Origin of the sequence: Nonomuraea sp. NPDC049784 (assembly GCF_040659615.1) — a bacterium.
Lineage (GTDB): Bacteria > Actinomycetota > Actinomycetes > Streptosporangiales > Streptosporangiaceae > Nonomuraea.
In genome coordinates this window covers 1-18130 of the sequence record NZ_JBFAMX010000180.1, presented here as the reverse complement: position 1 = coordinate 18130, position 18130 = coordinate 1, and the positions used below count along the sequence as shown (strand labels likewise).

At 68.4% G+C, this 18130-nt stretch carries 16 protein-coding genes and 1 pseudogene; 15 read left to right on the top strand and 2 right to left on the bottom strand.

The features are described from left to right. The first annotated feature begins 412 nt into the window (after positions 1-412). Positions 413-802: an STAS domain-containing protein gene (locus AB0J09_RS30510; RefSeq protein WP_360698501.1), complete on the top strand. Its 390-nt coding sequence runs from the start codon at positions 413-415 to the stop codon at positions 800-802. Here the strand turns inward: AB0J09_RS30510 and sulP are convergent. After that, positions 778-2424 (bottom strand): sulfate permease, encoded by a 1647-nt coding sequence (sulP, locus tag AB0J09_RS30505; RefSeq protein ID WP_360698499.1) that lies wholly within the window; start codon positions 2422-2424, stop codon positions 778-780. The two genes, AB0J09_RS30510 and sulP, sit on opposite strands and share 25 nt — an antisense overlap. 345 nt (positions 2425-2769) lie before the next feature. On the opposite strand from sulP, the gene AB0J09_RS30500 reads away from it, so the two are divergent. The 11 genes and pseudogenes from AB0J09_RS30500 (at position 2770) to AB0J09_RS30450 (ending at position 14223) form a co-directional block, all read left to right on the top strand. Beyond that, positions 2770-3747, top strand: coding sequence for a nitroreductase family protein (locus AB0J09_RS30500; protein WP_360698497.1), 978 nt, complete (start codon positions 2770-2772; stop codon positions 3745-3747). 181 nt (positions 3748-3928) lie between these two features. Continuing rightward, on the top strand, positions 3929-5350 hold the full coding sequence (locus AB0J09_RS30495) for a wax ester/triacylglycerol synthase family O-acyltransferase (RefSeq protein ID WP_360698496.1): 1422 nt from the start codon (positions 3929-3931) through the stop codon (positions 5348-5350). Between the two features lie 233 nt (positions 5351-5583). Next, positions 5584-7260: a GAF domain-containing protein gene (locus tag AB0J09_RS30490; RefSeq protein WP_360698494.1), complete on the top strand. Its 1677-nt coding sequence runs from the start codon at positions 5584-5586 to the stop codon at positions 7258-7260. A gap of 66 nt (positions 7261-7326) precedes the next feature. After that, positions 7327-7464 (top strand): annotated as a pseudogene (locus AB0J09_RS30485) (hypothetical protein); the annotation flags it as partial. Between the two features lie 27 nt (positions 7465-7491). Next, the gene (locus tag AB0J09_RS30480; protein WP_360698505.1) at positions 7492-7848 is read left to right on the top strand and encodes a hypothetical protein; all 357 of its coding nucleotides are present in this window, start codon (positions 7492-7494) and stop codon (positions 7846-7848) included. Positions 7849-8021: 173 nt separating this feature from the next. Beyond that, the gene (locus AB0J09_RS30475; protein ID WP_360698492.1) at positions 8022-8879 is read left to right on the top strand and encodes an alpha/beta hydrolase; all 858 of its coding nucleotides are present in this window, start codon (positions 8022-8024) and stop codon (positions 8877-8879) included. Between the two features lie 323 nt (positions 8880-9202). Continuing rightward, positions 9203-9421 (top strand): hypothetical protein, encoded by a 219-nt coding sequence (locus AB0J09_RS30470; RefSeq protein WP_360698490.1) that lies wholly within the window; start codon positions 9203-9205, stop codon positions 9419-9421. A gap of 109 nt (positions 9422-9530) precedes the next feature. Further along, complete coding sequence (locus AB0J09_RS30465; RefSeq protein WP_360698488.1) at positions 9531-9839, top strand: cupin; 309 nt, start codon at positions 9531-9533, stop codon at positions 9837-9839. 63 nt (positions 9840-9902) lie between these two features. Then, complete coding sequence (locus AB0J09_RS30460) at positions 9903-10169, top strand: hypothetical protein (RefSeq protein WP_360698486.1); 267 nt, start codon at positions 9903-9905, stop codon at positions 10167-10169. A 255-nt stretch (positions 10170-10424) separates the two neighbouring features. Then, positions 10425-12029, top strand: coding sequence for a phospholipase A2 (locus AB0J09_RS30455; protein ID WP_360698484.1), 1605 nt, complete (start codon positions 10425-10427; stop codon positions 12027-12029). 145 nt (positions 12030-12174) lie between these two features. Further along, positions 12175-14223, top strand: coding sequence for a S8 family serine peptidase (locus AB0J09_RS30450; RefSeq protein ID WP_360698482.1), 2049 nt, complete (start codon positions 12175-12177; stop codon positions 14221-14223). A 614-nt stretch (positions 14224-14837) separates the two neighbouring features. Here the strand turns inward: AB0J09_RS30450 and AB0J09_RS30445 are convergent. Next, positions 14838-15368 (bottom strand): hypothetical protein, encoded by a 531-nt coding sequence (locus AB0J09_RS30445; protein ID WP_360698480.1) that lies wholly within the window; start codon positions 15366-15368, stop codon positions 14838-14840. A 403-nt stretch (positions 15369-15771) separates the two neighbouring features. Between AB0J09_RS30445 and AB0J09_RS30440 the strand changes: the two genes are divergently transcribed. The 3 genes from AB0J09_RS30440 to AB0J09_RS30430 all read left to right on the top strand — a co-directional run. Continuing rightward, positions 15772-16944 carry a glutathione-independent formaldehyde dehydrogenase gene (locus tag AB0J09_RS30440; protein ID WP_360698478.1) on the top strand — a complete coding sequence of 391 codons (1173 nt, stop codon included), beginning with the start codon at positions 15772-15774 and terminating at the stop codon, positions 16942-16944. A gap of 28 nt (positions 16945-16972) precedes the next feature. Then, a complete protein-coding gene (locus AB0J09_RS30435) occupies positions 16973-18025 on the top strand; it encodes a Dyp-type peroxidase (RefSeq protein WP_360698476.1) in 1053 nt (350 codons plus the stop codon). Then, a partial coding sequence (locus AB0J09_RS30430) for an encapsulin (RefSeq protein ID WP_360698503.1) occupies positions 18022-18130 on the top strand: 109 nt, incomplete at its 3' end. The genes AB0J09_RS30435 and AB0J09_RS30430, both read left to right, overlap by 4 nt.

The following is an 18130-nucleotide window of genomic DNA, read 5'->3' as shown; positions in this document are numbered from 1 at the left end:
AGATCACGGACACGATGACGATCGCGACAGGCCAATCCATGACGACCCCTCCCACAGAACCCGGCACTTTCAGCCCACATCACCGGCTACTGCCCACGCCAGGGACGAAGGTCCCGCATACGGTCCCGGAGACCAGTGAGAATCGGCGCTGGTGAGGTCGCGGTCCAACGGCTCTCGGCGTGGAATCAGGGAGTGGTCGCGCGCCGGGCCGCGTGCGGGTGGTCAGTCCCTGGGTCGTTTGGCTCCGTGATTGGGACCTTCGGCCCTACGGCTCTCCTATGCGAATTGTCAGCATTCTTATGGTTCCATTTTTCAGCACCGGGGGGCTCACATGGGACTGGAGCGAGGAAGACCGGGCGGCAGCCTGGCGCTCAGGATCGACTCTTCGTCGCAATCGTGCAGGCCGCTTCTTGTGACCACGGAGGTGTCTGACGGCGTGACGGTGATGGGAATCGCGGGCGAGTTGGATATCGCGACGGCCGAGTCGCTGGGCATGCTGGGGAACACTGTGATGGCGGGCGCCGGTCGGCGGGTGGTGCTTGACCTGTCCGGCGTTACGTTTTGCGATATGTCGGGCCTGAGAGCGCTGCGCGTTTGCGGCGAGACCGCCCGCGCTTCGGGGGTGGCGCTCGAGCTGGCCGGTCTGCGCGATCGAATGCTGTGGCTTCTCACGATGAGCGGGCTCATGCCCGTGTTCGCGCCGGTCATGGCGACGGAGAACCGATCCTCCATCGCGACTTCCCGAAACGGACATCAGCGCACATCGGTGCTCACCCGTCACGAGGTCCGCCCTCGTTTGTAGGCGGCCACGGCGGTCGGCAGCGTCGGGAACAGCAGATCCTCACCGATGGCCTCGGTCAGGCCGAACGCGTCGAGCTGGGTCCGGAGATCGTGCTTGACCCTGGCCATGGCGAACACGATGCCCCGGCGGGCCAGCTCGGCGCGGAGGGACTCGACCGCGTCCAGAGCCGTGGCGTCCACCTCCACGTTGGCCTCGGTGTTGAGCACGAACCACGAGACGGGCCCTTCGTTCTGGTCGACCGCGGCAAGCGCGCGGCGCCGGAAGTCCTGGGCGTTGGCGAAGAACAGCGGGGAGTCGTAGCGATAGATGACCAGACCCGGGATGGTGCGCGCGGCCGGATAGTCGTCCACGTCATGCATCCCCGCCAGCCCCGGGACGATGCCCAAGATCGCGTCGTGTGGCCGAGCCACGCGGGCCAGCATCTCGGCGACCGAGAGGCCTACCGCCAGGAGCACGCCGTACAGGATGTCGAAGACCAGCACCCCGGTGGACGAGGCCAGAGCGAGCAGCAGCTCGCTGCGGCGGAACGCCGCCAGACGGCGGAAGGCTGCCAGGTCGATCAGCCGTATCGCCGCGTAGATGACGATGGCGCCGAGCGCGGCGGTGGGAAAGTCAGCCAGCAGCGGTCCGCCGAACAGGACCACGGCCAGGACGGCGACCAGGGCGACGAGCGAATACAGCTGGCTGCGACCGCCGGCTGCGTCAGCCAGGGCGGTACGGCTGCCGCTGCTGCTGACCGGGAACCCGTGCAGCACGCCCGCGCCCAGGTTGGCCACGCCGAGGGCGAGCAGCTCGCGATTGGCGTCGATCTGCTCATTGTGCTTCGCGGCGAAGGACCGCGCGGTGAGCACGTTGTCGCTGTAGCCCACCAGGAGTACGCCGAGAGCGGGCAGCAGCAGGTGCCGCAGGTCGGCCGGCGCCGGAAGCGCGGGCGCGGGCAGGCCTGCCTGGATCTCGCCCACCACCTTGATCCCGTACCGCTCCAACCCGAGGAGTGTCACACAGGCGGTTGCCACGAGGACGGCGAGCAGCGGAGCCGGGATCCACGGCAGCCGCCATTCGGCGAGGAACACCAGGGCCAGCACCCCTGCGGACAGCAGCAAGGTCGCCGGATGGATCTCTGAGAGACCTCGCACGAACGAGAGCAGTTCGGCGATGACGCCGTCCCCGGACACCGGCACTCCGGTGACCTTGCCGAGCTGACCAACGATCATGATGACCGCCACGCCTGCCAGGTAGCCGACCAGAATCGGCCGGGACAGGAGGTCGGAGACGAACCCCAGCCGGAGCAGCCGGCAGACGAGGCAGAGCAGGCCGACGCTGACAGCGACCCCGGCCGCGAGTGTCGCGTACCTCGTCGGATCACCCGCTGCCAGCGGCCCGACCACGGCGGCGGTCATGAGCGCGGTCGTCGACTCGGGCCCTACCGACAGCCGGCGGGAGGAGCCGAGCACGGCGTACAGCGCGAGCGGCGCCAGGATGGCCCAGATTCCCGCCACGGGCGGCAACCCCGCCACAGTGGCATAGGCCATGACCTGCGGTATCGCATAGGCCGCCACGGTGAGCCCGGCCAGCACGTCACCGCGCAGCCACTCACGCCGGTACGGAAGGAACGCGACCATGCCCCGCAGTGTCGCATCACTCCGGCACTGTTGTGCGTGAGTGCCGCGTCACGGTGCGTGCGCCTTGGCCTCCTCGTCTGACAGGAGAGGTCAACTGGCACCTGGGACGGTGACGTTCTGCTCCTTGAAGTCGTAGCCCGTCCCGATGGCGTTGTGCTGCAGGCTGTCCATGGAGCTCTAGCCGGCCTCGAGCTGCCGCCCTTCAGCTTGTTGGTGAGGCTGGTGAACCTGGCCTCGACACCCTTGCAGAGGGCCGACGGCCCTGGCGGCGCGGGACCTTTGGCCCTGACCGGAACCGTCCCAGGCGTGATGCGCTAGAGGCATGGTCCCGCGGAGGTGATGGTCATGGCCGTTCTTTCGGCGAAAAACGCGCTCGATGCCGCGCTGGAGGCCGCGCGCTGGGCGCCGTCCGTGCACAACACGCAGCCCTGGACCTTCTCGGTGTCCGGGGAGGAGATCAGCCTGCGGGCCGACGCGGACAGGAAGCTGCGCGTCGGCGACGCCTCGGGCCGTGAGCTGTTGATCAGTTGCGGCGCCGCCCTGTTCACCATGCGTACGGCGATGCGGTGCGAAGGCTTCGAGCCGGAGGTGCGCACCCTGCCGGACCCGGACCGCCCGTCGTTGCTCGCCACGCTCCGGCCGGGCACCGAAGTGCAGCCCGACGAGTCCATCCGGGCTCTGGGCGGCGAGATCGAACGCCGCCGCACCCACAGGGCGGGCTTCGCCGATGTGCCGGTGCCGGACAGACTGATCGAGCGGCTGGTCTACGCGGCCATGGAGGAGGGCGCCAAGCTGACACCCGTCCGCTCTCCTCAGGCCGTCAGGATCATCGCCGCGCTCACTCAGGCCGCGCAGGGAGTGCAGGCGCAGGACCAGCGCTTCAGCCTGGAGCTGATCCGCTGGGCGCAGCCACCCGGCAGCAGCCGCAAGGACGGAGTGCCCGCCGAGGGCTACCCGCGTCAGGCGGCACGCACCAACCCGGACTTCCCGCAGCGTGACTACGCCTGGCAGCACGACTGGGGCAGCCAGGCCGACCAGCGAGCCGCGGAATCCGTCGGGGTCGTGGCGCTGCTCACCACGCCGGGCGACAGCCGCCAGGAGTGGATCGATGCCGGGCAGGCGCTGCAACACGTACTGCTGCACGCCGCCGCGTACGGCGTGAGCGCCGCCTTCCACACGCAGGCGTTGGAGATCGGACTGCTGCGCGAGTTCCTGCGGGGCGAACTCTGCTCGGGCGAATACCCACAGATGATCATGCGGCTCGGCGTCACCTTCGACGACAAGGACTCGGTCCGCCGTCCCCTCTCCGAGGTCATGGACTGAGGATCAAGTCGCGCCGCGACATGGCGCACATGCCGGCGGGGAACCGATCAGGCTGTAACCGAGTGTCTGGGGACGGGTGGCGTGCATGTACGGATACCCGCCGCGTGCTCGACCCCGACAAGTTCTCATCGATCGCCTCGCCGGCGGTCGCTTGCACAGAGAGCCAGCCTGAGGTGGAGACATGCGGCAGCTCAGCGCCCTGGACGCGCAGTTCCTCAACTTCGAGACCGCCACCAACATCGCGAACGTCGGCGGACTGGCCGTACTCGGCAAGGACCTGTCCAGGGAGAAGATCCAGCACAGGCTGGCGGAACGTATGGCCGGGGTGCCGCAGCTACGGCAGCGACTGGTCCGCGTACCCTTCGGCCTGGACCACCCGTACTGGGCCGACGACAGCGAGATCGACCTGGATTACCACGTCCGGGAGCTCACTCTGCCGCCTCCTGGTGACGACCTGCAGCTGGGCGAACAGGTGGCCCGACTGCATGAGCAGCGGCTGGACCGAGCGCGTCCATTGTGGGAGATGTACCTGATCCACGGACTGGCAGGCGGCCGCTGCGGCATCTACGCCAAGGTCCACCACGCCGCCGTCGATGGGCTGACGGGGGCGGAGGTGCTGGCCGCGCTCATGGATCCCGTCCCCGAAGTGGTCGCGCGCCGGCCCGAAACCCCGCCGGGGCTGTGGCACATGCTGGCCAGGAGCGCCTGGCACCTCGCGGCGAACCCCGCACACTTGCTGCGGTTCGCAGGTGAGGCCCTGCCGGTGCTGGACCAGCTCCCCGTCGTCTCCCGGCTGCCCGGCGCGGGCGCCATCGCGCGGCTGATTCGGCGCGAACCCCTGCCCGAGCTGCCGGACATGGCGGCTCCGCACACCCCGCTCAGCGGTCCGGTCTCCTCCCGCCGCCGCTACGCCTTCGCCGAGCTGCCGTTGAAGGAGATCAAGCGGATCAAGAACGCCTTCGGCGTCACGGTGAACGACGTCGTGATGACGCTGGCGGCCTCCGCGTTGCGCCGCTGGCTGATGGCTCACAGAGCGTTGCCGGAGGTTCCTCTGGTCGCGGGCGTGCCGTTCTCACTGCGCGGGCGGGAGGGAATGAACGAGGGCAACCAGGTCACCATGATGATCACACAGTTGCCCACGCACGTGGACGATGCCGGCCGGCGGCTTGAACTCGTGAGCGAGGCGATGCGGCAGATCAAGGAACGGTTCGCGCTGACGCCGGCGCGTTTGCTTCGCGACCTGAGCGAGAGCATGCCCGCCGCGCTGAACGGGCTGGCCGACCGTGCCGCGCTCGAGCTCGTGGGACGGACGGCGCCGCCCATCAACGTGGTCGTTACCAACGTCCCCGGGCCGCAGTTCCCGCTGCGGATCGCCGGAGTCGGGATGCTCGCGCATTACCCGGTGTCCGTGGTCACCGACGCGAGTGGCGGCGTGAACATCACGGCCTTCTCTTACAACGGCCGCCTCGACGTCGGGATCACCGCCTGCAGGGAGTTGGTCCCCGACGTGTGGGCCTTTTCCGGCTACCTGAGCGAGGCTCTGGACGAACTCAAACCGCGTCCCGGGAAAGCAGGACACGCCGGAGGCCGCCGCCGCGCCTAGGGATTGTGCGACACCGGATCGCCCCCAGGTCGGAGCAGCCCAAGATCAGCGTGGCGACCACACTCCTGCCAGATGATCCCCGCACCGCGTTGATCGGCGCGGCGGATGAAGCCGAGTTGCCGGTCGTTCGGCATGAGGTCCCTCACTGTGGTCACATCGTGGACCTTTGAAGCGTGCCTCGCGACGGCGCCAGAGATAGGCAGCCGCGCTGATCGGGTGGGACACTCAGGGGCATGGAGAGCGAGCGTCGCCCGTTGCTGCCGCAGATGCGGCTCGATGAGCTGCTGGCCGAGTTGCAGGTGCGGCTGAACGCCGTGCTGGCCACCCGGGACCGGGTCCACGCGTTGCTGGACGCGGTCGTGTCAGTGGGAAGCGACCTGGATCTGGAGACCGTGCTGCGCCGCATCGTGGAGACCGCGACCACGCTCGTGGACGCCAGTTACGGAGCCTTGGGCGTGATCGGCCAGGAGAACACGCTCATCCAGTTCATCCCGGTGGGACTGAGCGAGGAGGAGATCGCGCGCATCGAGCACTGGCCGCACGGCCTGGGCCTGCTCGGCCTGCTGATCAAGGACGCCCGGCCGCTGCGGCTGGTCCGTATCTCCGACCATCCGGAGTCGTACGGCTTCCCGCCCGGCCATCCGCCGATGGGCACCTTCCTCGGCGTTCCGGTGCGGTTGCGTGATGAGGTGTTCGGCAACCTCTACCTGACAGAGAAGCGTGGCGGCGGCGAGTTCGACGAGGAGGACGAGGCCGTGGTGGTGGCGCTGGCCACCGCCGCAGGGGTCGCGGTGGAGAACGCCCGCCTGTACGAGGAGTCGCGCAGGCGCGAGACCTGGCTCCAGGCGTCCTCGGAGGTGACCACGAGCCTGTTGTCCGGCGCCGACCCGCGCCAGGTGCTGAGTGTGGTGGCCGCTCGCGCGCGGCAGATGAGCGACGCGGACCTGGCCCAGGTGCTGCTGCCGGACTCGGCGAAGCAGTCGCTCAGTGTGGTGGCCGCGGAGGGCGAGGGCGCGGAAGAGCTGCTGGGGACCGCCTTCGAGCTGTCGGGCTCGCTCGCGGGGGATGTGTTCACGCAGGGGCAGCCGGTGAGCGGCCCGGACTCGGACGCGCCGTTGCGGCCACTGGGTCACGGGCCGGGGTTGATGGTGCCGCTGGGGGCCGCGCCGAACGTACGCGGGGTGCTGGTGCTGGCCAAGCGGAGCGGGCGGCTGCCGTTCAGTATGGCGGACCAGCAGATGCTGCAGGCGTTCGCCGGCCAGGCGGCGATCGCGCTGGAGCTGGCCGAGGCGCGCCGGGATGCCGAGCGGCTGGGGTTGCTGGAGGATCGGGATCGGATCGCCAAGGATCTGCATGATGTGGTGATTCAGCGGTTGTTCGCGACGGCGATGACGTTGATGAGCACGGTCCGGCTGGTGGAGCGGCCGGAGGCGGCCAAGCGGGTGCAGCACGCGATCGATGAGCTGGACGAGACGATCCGGCAGATCCGCTCGTCCATCTTCGCCCTGCAAACCTCTGGCGAGGATGTCTCGCCCAGCCTCCGCGGGCAGATCGTGGGCTTGGTGGAGGGTGCGGGGGCCCATCTTGGCTTCATGCCGGGTCTCCGCATGGAGGGTCAGATCGACACCCTGGTGCCCGAACCTACCGCCGAGCACCTGCTGGCTGTGCTGCGCGAGGCCTTGTCGAATGTGGTACGCCACTCCCGCGCGACTCGTGCCGACGTCCTCGTGGAGGTCGCTGCTGCCGGACTCAGCCTCGTGGTCACGGACAACGGCGTCGGCCTGGGCGAGGGCGGACGCCGCAGCGGCCTGCGCAACATCGAGGAACGGGCCGCCCGGCTGGGCGGCACCGCGGAGCTCGAAGCACCCGAAGGAGGGGGGACGCGGCTGCGCTGGCAGGCCCCCTTGTGAGGTCGGACCCTGTCAGCTCAGGACCAAAGTCCCTAGGACGCGGGAGTTGCTGCGCAAATCATTGGACCCATGAGGCCCGAGCACGCCAAACCCCGCCTGGCCGGCCACTGGGGGCCAGGACTGAACTTCTGTTTCGCCCACCTCAACCGGATCATCACCGAACGCGGCCAGGACATGATCTACATCGCCGGCCCCGGCCCCGGCAGGCTGAAAGGCTTCTATTCACAGGGGATGCGGCGACTGGTGCTGAGCGAGCACCTGTGCCAGGGCTGGCTGGAGGGCTATCTGCTGACCGGCAGGCTACTACCGGAGCCTGAGGGTAGGCGTCATCAACGTGGTAGACCTCATGCGGCTTCAGCCCTGTCGGAGTACCCGCACGGCATGCCGGACGTCGAGTTCGACACCCGGCTGCAAGCCCGCGCCCACACCCGTGAGCATGGTGAGGACGCGCCCGAGATCCGCGACTGTATCTGGACATCACCTGAAAAGGCACGACCTGGTGATCAACGGCACACCCCGCGGAGCCTGACTGATCTCGACGTCATGGCCGGTCCGACACCGGCGGAGAAGGCCCGCGAGACGGATTGAGGAGACCGGCCGAGACGCCGGTGGCCGATCGAAAGACCGGCGGCGGTGCTGCAACACCGCCGCAGGGAGACCTTCGTCCCGAAGAGACCCGCGAAGCGGGACCCGGACACGAGATGGCACTCGCAACAATGGCCGGGTTCCCCCTTCGCGTCAACCAACCATGGGGAGCCAGAATGACCACGACCACTCTCGACGCCGTCACATCGAAAGACGGCACCACGATCAGCTACCGGCGGCTCGGCAGCGGTCCAGGGCTGGTGCTTCTGCACGGAGCCATGCAGACCGGCCACAGCAACATCGAACTGGCCCAGGCCCTCGCCGGCGACTTCACCTGTTACGTGCCCGACCGCAGGGGCCGGGGCCGCAGCGGTCCGTACGGCCTGGACTACGGCGTCGAGCGCGAGGTGGAAGACCTCGACGCGCTGCTCGATGCGACAGGAGCGCCCTACGCCATGGGTGTCAGCTCGGGCGCCATCATTGCGCTGCGCACCGCGCTCTTACGGCCCGCCCTGCGCAAGGCTGTGCTCTTCGAGCCGCCGCTGGACCTCGGCGGCACCTACCCGGCCGACTGGCTGCCCCGCTTCGACCGGGAGATCGCGGCGGGCCGCATCCCCGCGGCGCTGGTCACCGGGATGAGAGCTACGAGGCTGGGGCCGCCGTTCTTGAACGTCATGCCGCGGGCACTGCTGGAGCTGCTCATAGCCAGGATGCTGAAAAGTCAGGACAAGACCGCCGACGACGGGGAGCCGACGTTCGGGGAGCTGGCACCGACGCTGCACTACGACGCGCAGGTGGTGGCGGAGACGGCCGGCGACCTTGACGCGTACCGGTCGGTGAGAGCGGAGGTGCTCCTGCTCGGCGGTACGCGCAGCCCGGCCCACCTGCGGTCCGCGCTCACCGCGCTGGAGCGGGTCCTGCCCCGTGCCCGGCGGGTGGCCCTGAAGGGCCTCGACCACAGCGCCACCTCCAACGCCGCCCACCGCGGTCACCCCGAACGGGTCGCGCCCGAGATCCGTCGCTTCCTCGCCTGAGGCGGGCACCCGCACCGCCTCCACCGAGGCCATCCGGTCGCGCGTCACCCGCGCCGCGGCCCATCCGGCCTGCGGGGTACGCCTTGATCTGAACGCCCGACTGAGCATCGGGGATCTCGGCTCGCCGGGAGCCAGTTCGTGACCCCGGCCGCCTCGATCTCGTGTCAAGGGAGGCCTTCACAGCTTCCGCCCTACTTCGCACGTCGTACGCCGCCTGCCCGCTACATCCGGCGCGGTAACCGGGACAGTCTCCCCTCGGTCGATGACGGCTGGGAGCCCCGCTCGGCATCATCGTCACTGCCCCCTTCGGAAAGGACATCTCGATGCTGTTCATTGAGCTCCTGGTACCTATGGGCGTCTTTGACGAGCACGAACGCCGCCGGCTCGCCGACCGGCTGACGGGGCGGCGGCTGCTGTCGGCCGCCGAGGGCCAACCGGCCGCCGACCCCGGAGTGATCGACCTGGATCGCCACGCTGCGGCGTGCCATGGCCGGGTGAGGTGGCCGCGGCCGGCCATTCCCATGCGACAACCGGCCAGATGAAAGATCACCGCAGGAAGGTCGTTTGGGCATGACTGTTACTCCGATCGATCTCTTGGCGTCCTTTCTCCACCTTCACCAAGGCGGCGAGATTCACGCCGGGAAGAGACCTTTGGACTTCGGCCAGGACGGCTGGCAGGTGGTGGCTTTCCATGCGAAGACCGACGCCGACGTCCGCGCCGACCATTGGGAGGTTCACCCTGAGGCCGAGGAGGTCGTGTCCTGCCTTATCGGGAAGATACGCCTCTACTTGCGCCCGGAGCGGCCGGGTCAACAGGAGGAAGAGATCAGGCTGCTGGCCGGTACCGCTGCCATCGTTCCGCGCGGGCGATGGCACCGCATCGAGTTGGACATCCCCAGCAACATCATGGCCGTCACCCTGCCGCGTGGCAGCCGGCTGGAGAAGCGGACGGAGGCCTAGGCCAAACCCCTCAAACCCTGTCCTTCGGCTCGGCCCCGTGCCTGGCCACGACGAGAGAGAGCGATGAACGCCACCGACCTTGCCAAGGCAAGGGACCAGTCCACCCCATCACCGGATGCCGATTCCACGGCGGAACAGAGCATGGCAGGGCTGCTGCGCCCTTATGTCTGGAGTTTCGCCGCCATTGTGATCCTGCAGGTCATCGGCGCTATCGCGGGTCTGGCGCCGCTGCCCCGCCTCGTCGGCGGACGCCAATGCGGCCCGCTCTTCCTCGCCGAGCGCCGCCCTGCTCCCGCCCGGAGCGGTGTGGTTGCGTTCCCGCACTCGTGAATGACCGAATACGCTTTCACGCCATGCCGCCGAGACATTATTATCGAAGGCTCCACATTATCTCCATAAATTCGCCATAGGCTCACCATGCGGCCCGTCGACCTGCGTGAACACATAAACAGATTGCATCGGAGGTGCAGCTTCGTAAGCGATTTGAACATCGTTCCATGAAATTGTCCAGATCTTGCTGAGCGATTTACCAGCACTTACTCTCCAGGTGATCAAATCACTTCCTCTCTTTACCTGGAGGCCCACTTGCGCCGATTAGCGCTCCCCACCGCTCTCGCGGCGATGCTCCTCCCCTTTCTCGCCCCAGAGGTCTCCGCCTCCGCGCTCGCCGACCCGCCGCCGGCCGACGTTCAGGAGATCGGCCCCGGCCAGTACTCCTCCGACACCAAAACCTTCAAGCTCACCGAGCTGGACGTGTCCGCGGGCGCGATCAGTCGCAAGCACGGCGTGGCTCTGACCGGCGGCGATCTCGCCCGGCCGCAGTCGGCCCCGGCCACCCGCCCCGAACTGGGCGTCTTCGGGCCGGGCTGGCAGGCCGAGTTCGCCGGAGGGCAGATCAACCGGAAACTGGAGAACCAGAACGGCACCATCGTCGTCACGGAACTCGACGACGGGACGTCGACCAGCTACCCCCTGAAGAGCAGCGTCTCCTTCCCCGACGGCGGCGGCATCCAGACGTACCAGGCCGACAGCGGATCCAAGATCACCGAAACCACCAAGTGGGACGCGAACATCGGAGTGATGCGTACCACGACGATCGAGACGCTCGTATCGGATCCGGGCCCCGTGGAGGCGGGCGACGACACCTTCACCAAGGCCGACGGCACCCCCATCAGCACCGACGACCTCCAGCTCACCTACACCTGGGCCCGGCCTGCCGGGGCGCCGAGCGCCGACCCCTGGCGGGTGACCAGCGTGGGCAGCGCCGCCTTCGGCAAGTCCACGGTCGCCTATGACGCCCAGGGCCGGGTCAGCACCGTCGGGGAACCGGCAGGTGTCGAAACTCCCCAGACCCTCACCAGGTTCACCTACGCGACGACCACCACGGCCACCGGCACGTCCTCAGGCGACTTCGCGGGACGGCTCAAGGAGATCACGGTCGCCTACGGAACCGAGACGCCGCAGACCGAGGCCAGCTACGCCTACGACGCGAACGGCCTGCTGCGCACCGTAAGCGATCCCAGCGTCGGCGCCGTCCAGGGGACCTACGCCTACGACTCGGTGGGGCGCCTGTCGTCGATCGAGTCCGTCAGCAACGGCGGCTGGCAGCTCACCTTCCCGGCGGGCGTCGCGGCTCCCCAGGTGACCGCCACCGGCACCGCGCCGGCCAACGGCGGACAGACCGAGGGCGCGGCCGGGCTCGACGACCCCGACGCGACTGAGCCGCCGGCCAGTGACTTCCTACCGGACGGCCTGGACCCGCCACAGTCCTACCCCGCCAAGTGCAACACGGCCGTTACCTGGATGTGGTACACGAAGTCGGGCTGCTCAGCCTGGGCATTCCACGGCGGCAAATGGCGGAAGCCCGACTGGAAACGGACCGCCAGCGGCTTCAAGGTCAGGGGTATCGTCTACGACCACTGCACGAGTTCTCCGGACAAGCCTCATAACTTCGATATGCGGCCGGCCTGCGACTCCCACGACTACGGGTACGGCCTGATAGCCAACCGGAAGAAGCACTACAAGTACTACCTCGACAACACCCGTACTCGAAAGCTTGACGTGGACAACCGGTTCTACATCACCATGCGCGACAAGGTGTGCGGCGGCTACTTCATCCTGTTTCGGCCCGACTGCAGGGCATGGGCATGGACGTATTACCAGTTCGTCAAAAAGTACGGCAATCCCTGAGAACAGCGCGAGTCCGACGTGACACCTGAGCTCTGACCTTTTCGGGGACTTCCCTCGGCCGGATGGCGACTTCGGCCGCCGTCCGGCCACCCCCTCATGCCGGCGTCGTTTCCCTGCACCTCCTTTATGTAAGGCGCGGTACGTCATGAAATTACGAGTCTTATCAAGTGTCATCGTGGCGCTGGCGGCCACGGCGATCGCGACCGGGCCGGCCTACGCGGCAGAGGCCCCTCCAGCGGCCGCTTCGGCCGCACAGCAGGCCACTTCGGCGACCCCCTGGATCGAGCCGAAGCTGAGCGAGCGGGTGGCCGCCGCGGGCAAGATCAGAGTGAACGTGGTCAGCAAGACCCGCGCCGACCTGCCGGACGCGGCCGCCAGCGGTCAGGTCGTTCAGCAACTGTCCCGCTTCCCTCTGGTCACCCTGCACGTCGACCAGGCCGGGCTGGACCGGCTGGCCAAGCTGCCCAGCGTGGTGAGCGTGACCGAGGACCGGCCGGTGCGGCCGGTGCTGGCCGAGAGCATCCCGCTGATCGGCGCGGACAAGACCAGGGCCGCGGGCAAGACGGGCGCCGGCAGCGTGGTGGCCGTGCTGGACACCGGCGTCGCGGTCAACCACCCCTTCCTCCAGGACCGGGTGCTGGAGGAGGCCTGCTTCTCCCCGATCGACGCCGACTACTCCGCCACCAGCCTGTGTCCTGACGGCACCGAGCAGCAGGAAGGGCCCGGCGCTGCCGACGCCGACCAGGGCCCCTGCGCCGACCCCGCGCTGGACTGCGACCACGGCACCCACGTGGCCGGTATCGCGGTCGGCAACGGCCAGGGGGTGACCGGCGCCCCGCCGGCCGGCGTCGCACCCGGCGCCGAACTGGTCGCCATCCAGGTGTTCAGCAAGTTCACCTCCGAAGACCTGTGCGGAGTGGGCGCCGCTCCGTGCGTGCTCAGCTTCACCAGCGCCCAGCTCGCCGGCCTGGAGAAAGTGCTGGAACTGAAGGAGGAAGGGGTGCCGCTGGTGGCCGCCAACCTCAGCCTGGGCGGCGGCCAGTACACTGCCGCCTGCGACGCCGACCCGCGCAAGACGGTCATCGACAGCCTGCGCACCGCAGGCGTGGCCACCGTGGTCGCGGCCGGCAACGACGGCTTCGGCGCCGCCGTGGCCGCCCCCGCCTGCGTGTCCTCGGCCATCACCGTCGGCGCCACCACCGACCAGGACGGCGTGGCCCCCTTCAGCAACCGCGGCGCGCTGCTGGACCTCTTCGCCCCCGGCGTGTCCATCGTCTCCTCCGTGCCCGGCAACAAATGGGCCTCCTTGAACGGCACCTCGATGGCCGCCCCGCACGTCACCGGCGCCCTGGCCGTGCTGCGCCAGGCAATGCCCGACGCCCCACTGGCCCAGCTCGAAACCGCCTTGAAGACCACCGGCAAATCCATCGCCTACAACGGCGTGACCACCCCCCGCATCCAGGTCGACGCCGCCGTGCTGGGAAAGACCCCTGATCCCGGCGCCTGGCCCATCCCGTACTACGAGAACATGAAGGACACCGCGATCCCCGACCACGGCGCCGTGACGTCCTCCATCCCGGTCACCGGCCTGCTGGGCACCGCGCCCGCCACCACCGAGGTGTACATCGACATCCACCACACCTGGCGCGGCGAACTGAAGATCGACCTGCTCGCACCGGACGGCAAGGTCTATCCGCTGGTGGCCAACGATCCCAACGACAGCGCCGACATCATTCACGAGACCTTCCAAGTCAACGCCAGCGCCTCCCCGGCCAGCGGCACCTGGAAACTGCGCGTGCAGGACGTCGAATGGCTCGACACCGGCTACATCGACGGCTGGTGGATCCGGCTGCCATGCTTCGGCAACTGGGACGACACCACCATCCCCGATCCCGGCGCCGCCGAATCCAGCATCGTCCTGGCCTGGATCAACGGCAACGCCCCCACCCGCACCCGGGTCCACGTCGAGATCGATCACACCTGGCGCGGCGACCTGAAGATCGACCTGATCGCGCCGGACGGCAAGGTGTACCCGCTACGCGCCGCCGATGCCAAAGACGGCACCGACAACATCGACGAGAGCTACTGGGTGAACGCCAACGCCTCACCAGCCAGCGGAACCTGGAAACTCCGCGTGGAAGATCTAGCCAAGGGCGACACGGGCTTCATCAACGGATGGACCCTGACGCTGTAGAGGAACCTGCAGGACGGCTGCCCGCACGCCTGTCGCGGGCAGCCGGTCCGGCCGCCCCGCGACCCCGTCATACGCGGGGCGGACTTCGCCCGCCCGGCCGACAACCGCAGCGTCATCATCGAGTTCCTTGTCGACGACGTGGACAGCGTGCACCAGAACCTGACCGGCTTCGTGGAGGACTTCGTCAATGAGCCCACCAGTCTGCCGGCGCCGCGCGCGAGCAGCGGCAGGATCACGGCCGACCTGCTGCACCCGTTCGTTCCCTGCCGCGGCGGGTATGGGGCCCGGTGGCGTCGGATGAGTACGGGCCGCTGTTCGTCACCGGCTACTGCGCTCGCGACCATGCTCACTTGTCCGGACGGGTGCTCCGGCAGCGGGACGTCCTCGAAGGAGGATCCTCAGCGCCGGCTGGACAGGCAACGAGCCATCGAAGAGCTGGGGTGGGTGGATTGCTCGCAGCGTGACCGAACGTGGCCCCGGCCGCCTTCAGCACGGCCGGGGCACTGTTGGTTCACCTACCCCGCATGTCCAGGTTAGTCTCTTTTGTCCGCTTTGCGCATGCGCCTGACGCCGGTCGGTAGCGTTGAGCAGAGCACCACTGAGTCAGCAGCCGCCTAGCGTTCGGCCTTGGCGGTGATTCGCCGGGCGGTGTCCGTGATCCGCCTGGCGGTTGTGGCGATGCGGTTCGCTATTCCCGCTGCCCGCACGCTCGTACGCGTGCGCTGGACGCGCTCGGCCAGCCGTTCGGCGTTGGCGGCGATCCGGGCCGCTTCGGCGGCGATCCCGGGGGCTTCCTTGTCGAGGCTGGCGGGATCGACATTGTCGATCTGGGACATGAGCTCAGAGATATCCGCACTGACATCATGTGCGGTCGAGGCCATGGGGGGCCGGGGGAGCAATCTCTGGAGATCACGGATCAGCTCTTGGATGTCCCGTCGCAGCGTGTCGAGATCCTTGCGGATCCTGTTGATATCTTTGATGATCTTGCCGATAGGTCCGGGAATGGGCGGATAAGGGTCCGCGGGTGGCGAGGCGAACACCACCGGCCCCTGGACCACTGCCATGCCGGCGCTGGACGACTCGAGCGTCAAGCCCGTCGCCATCATCAGCGCAAGGGGTATGAACGCCACCGGCTTCCTGGTCATGAGGGCTCCGTAGGTCGAGGGTGAGTCGGGCGCCATTGCCGCGTCCCGTGAGCACGTGTTCTCCAGACGTTGTACTCATCCGGCGATGACCGGGATCGACCAGACTCGCGCCCTTAGGCTGCCGTTTACCCGTCGCTTTTCGAATCCACGATGTGCGTGCGGCCGAGTCCGCCGACGCATCGCCGTTTTGTCGGCTACGCCCACATTCTGCGCGGCGGAGAGCATGGCCGGCTTGGCGCCGGTTAGGCGAGGAGCAGCTGTGCGGGCTGGCGGTGACTGTCCGTGTTCTGGTGATGCTTCCGTGGGTAAAGGTGCTGGTGAGGGGGCACATGCCGGTTCTGCCACGCAAACTACCGGCTGAGGCGACGGGGGCTCGGATGCTCACAAGCGACGGACGGCCGGGATGAAGGCCGTCGTGTTCGCCGGTACGCGCTCGGTCACGGTCGAGGATGTACCGGACGCGGTGCTTGAGGAGCCCGGCGACGCGGTGATCCGGATCAGCTCCAGTGCGATCTGCGGGACTGATCTGCACATGTATGACGGGCGGACGGGGGCGACGGCCGGGCTGGTGCTGGGGCACGAGCCGCTGGGTGTCGTCGAGCAGACGGGCTCCGCGGTAGAGATGGTCAAGCCCGGTGATCGGGTGGTGATCCCGACCCACGTGTACTGCGGCGTGTGCGTCAACTGCGCGCGCGGGCTGTCGGCCGCGTGCCTGAGGGTGCGTCCGGGCGGCTTCGGCGCGGCCTACGGTTACGCCGGCATGGGGCCCTACCGCGGCGCGCAGGCCGAACTGCTGAGAGTGCCCTTCGCCGACGCCAACTGCATCAAGGTGCCCGGGGAGCCAGGCGACGAGCTCGAAGACGATCTGGTGCTGCTGGCGGACGCGTTCGTCACCGGCTGGCACGCGACCGAGCTGGCGCAGGTGAGCGCTGGTTCGACGGTCGCGGTGTTCGGCGCCGGGGCCATCGGCCTGCTCGCCGCCTACAGCGCCCAGATCAAGGGTGCCGCCGAGGTCTACGTCGTCGACGCGGTACCCGAAAGGCTGGACAAGGTAGGCGAGATCGGCGCCGTTCCCATCGACTACCGGCAGGGGGACCCCGTTGAGCAGATCCGCGAGTTGCGCCGGGCCGGCGGCCTGGCGCCCGGCGAGGCGGCGATCCGCGGGGTCCAGGCGGGTATCGACGCGGTCGGGTTCCAGGCTCACGACCGCCTGAGGCCAGGCGTCGAGAACCCCATGCAAGTCGTCAGCGATCTCGCCCGGCTGATCAACCCGACCGGGCATATGGGCATCATCGGCGTTTATGCCGAAAAGGACCAGCAACCGGCGCCCGAAGGACACACCGACGGCCGCCTGACGGTGCCGTGGGCGAGCTTCTTCTCCAAGGGGATCTCGGTGCGGTTCGGCCGCACGCACGACCGCCGCTACACGGTGTTGCTCCGTGATCTCGTGCTGTCCGGCCGGGCACGTCCCAGCGTGGTGGTCACCCATCATGGCCGCCTCGATGACGCGCCCGGGCTGTTCCGGGCGTTCGACCAGCGCGCCGACGGGGTCATCAAGGCCGTCCTGCGGCCGTGACAGCGCATCAAAGGGAGAGTGGGAATTGATGACTGAGCCACAGCCGCAGGCGGTGCTGAGTCCGCTGACGAGGTCGGCGCTCTTTCTCGTGGTCACGATCGACCCAGGAGGCGAATCCCGCGTACGGGACGCGCTGGCGGAGCTGCCGGGGTTGCAGAAAGCCGTCGGGTTCCGGGCGCAGGAAAGCCACTTGAGCTGCGTCACCGGGATCGGTTCACAGGCTTGGGACCGGCTGATGTCCGGGCCGCGGCCCGCCGAGCTGCACCCGTTCCGGGAACTGTCCGGACCCGTCCATCACGCGGTGGCCACTCCCGGTGACCTGTTGTTCCACATCCGGGCACAGCGGCCGGACCTGTGTTTCGCGTTGGCGTCGGAGATCATGGACCGGCTGCGGGACGTGGTGACGGTCTGCGATGAGGTGCACGGATTCAAGTACTTCGACGTACGCGACCTGCTGGGCTTCGTCGACGGGACGGAGAACCCGGTCGGGCCCGCGGCGACGGCGGCAGTGCTGATCGGGGACGAGGATCCGCAGTTCACCGGGGGGAGTTATGTGATTGTGCAGAAGTACCTGCACGATCTGCGGGCGTGGAACGCCCTGCCGGTCGAGGCCCAGGAACTGGTGATCGGGCGCAGAAAGTTGTCCGACATCGAGCTGGACGACGCCGTCAAACCGCCCGACTCCCACGTCGCGCTGACCACGATCGTCGATCCCGACGGCACCGAGCACGAGATCCTGCGCGACAACATGCCCTTCGGCTCCGTGGGGATCGGCGAGTTCGGCACGTACTTCATCGGCTACGCCCGCACCCCGGCCGTCATCGAACGGATGCTGGAGCGGATGTTCCTCGGAGACCCGCCGGCCCGGCACGACCGGATCCTGGATTTCTCCGTCGCCGTGACCGGCTCCCTGTTCTTCGTCCCGAGCGCCGACTTCCTCGACGATCTGCCCGACCCGCCCTCCATCGCCGCCGCCCAGACGGGGGACGAGGTACGCGCGGCCGGCACGCCATCCGACCTGGAAAGTCCGTCCCCGCAATCGCTGGGGATCGGCGACCTCAAAGGAAGCAACGTCCGATGAACAACCTGTACCGGGAACTGGCGCCGATCTCCGCGGCCGCGTGGGCCGACCTGGAGGAGGAGGCGCGGCGCACCTTCCGGCGACACCTGGCCGGCCGCCGCGTCG

Excerpts from the sequence above, each read along its gene's own strand:
- sulP (WP_360698499.1), bottom strand. The coding sequence starts at position 2,424 with ATGGTCGCGTTCCTTCCGTACCGGCGTGAGTGGCTGCGCGGTGACGTG.
- AB0J09_RS30500 (WP_360698497.1), top strand. The coding sequence starts at position 2,770 with ATGGCCGTTCTTTCGGCGAAAAACGCGCTCGATGCCGCGCTGGAGGCC.
- AB0J09_RS30495 (WP_360698496.1), top strand. The coding sequence starts at position 3,929 with ATGCGGCAGCTCAGCGCCCTGGACGCGCAGTTCCTCAACTTCGAGACC.
- AB0J09_RS30490 (WP_360698494.1), top strand. The coding sequence starts at position 5,584 with ATGGAGAGCGAGCGTCGCCCGTTGCTGCCGCAGATGCGGCTCGATGAG.
- AB0J09_RS30480 (WP_360698505.1), top strand. The coding sequence starts at position 7,492 with ATGCGGCGACTGGTGCTGAGCGAGCACCTGTGCCAGGGCTGGCTGGAG.
- AB0J09_RS30475 (WP_360698492.1), top strand. The coding sequence starts at position 8,022 with ATGACCACGACCACTCTCGACGCCGTCACATCGAAAGACGGCACCACG.
- AB0J09_RS30470 (WP_360698490.1), top strand. The coding sequence starts at position 9,203 with ATGCTGTTCATTGAGCTCCTGGTACCTATGGGCGTCTTTGACGAGCAC.
- AB0J09_RS30460 (WP_360698486.1), top strand. The coding sequence starts at position 9,903 with ATGAACGCCACCGACCTTGCCAAGGCAAGGGACCAGTCCACCCCATCA.
- AB0J09_RS30450 (WP_360698482.1), top strand. The coding sequence starts at position 12,175 with ATGAAATTACGAGTCTTATCAAGTGTCATCGTGGCGCTGGCGGCCACG.
- AB0J09_RS30445 (WP_360698480.1), bottom strand. The coding sequence starts at position 15,368 with ATGACCAGGAAGCCGGTGGCGTTCATACCCCTTGCGCTGATGATGGCG.
- AB0J09_RS30440 (WP_360698478.1), top strand. The coding sequence starts at position 15,772 with ATGAAGGCCGTCGTGTTCGCCGGTACGCGCTCGGTCACGGTCGAGGAT.
- AB0J09_RS30435 (WP_360698476.1), top strand. The coding sequence starts at position 16,973 with ATGACTGAGCCACAGCCGCAGGCGGTGCTGAGTCCGCTGACGAGGTCG.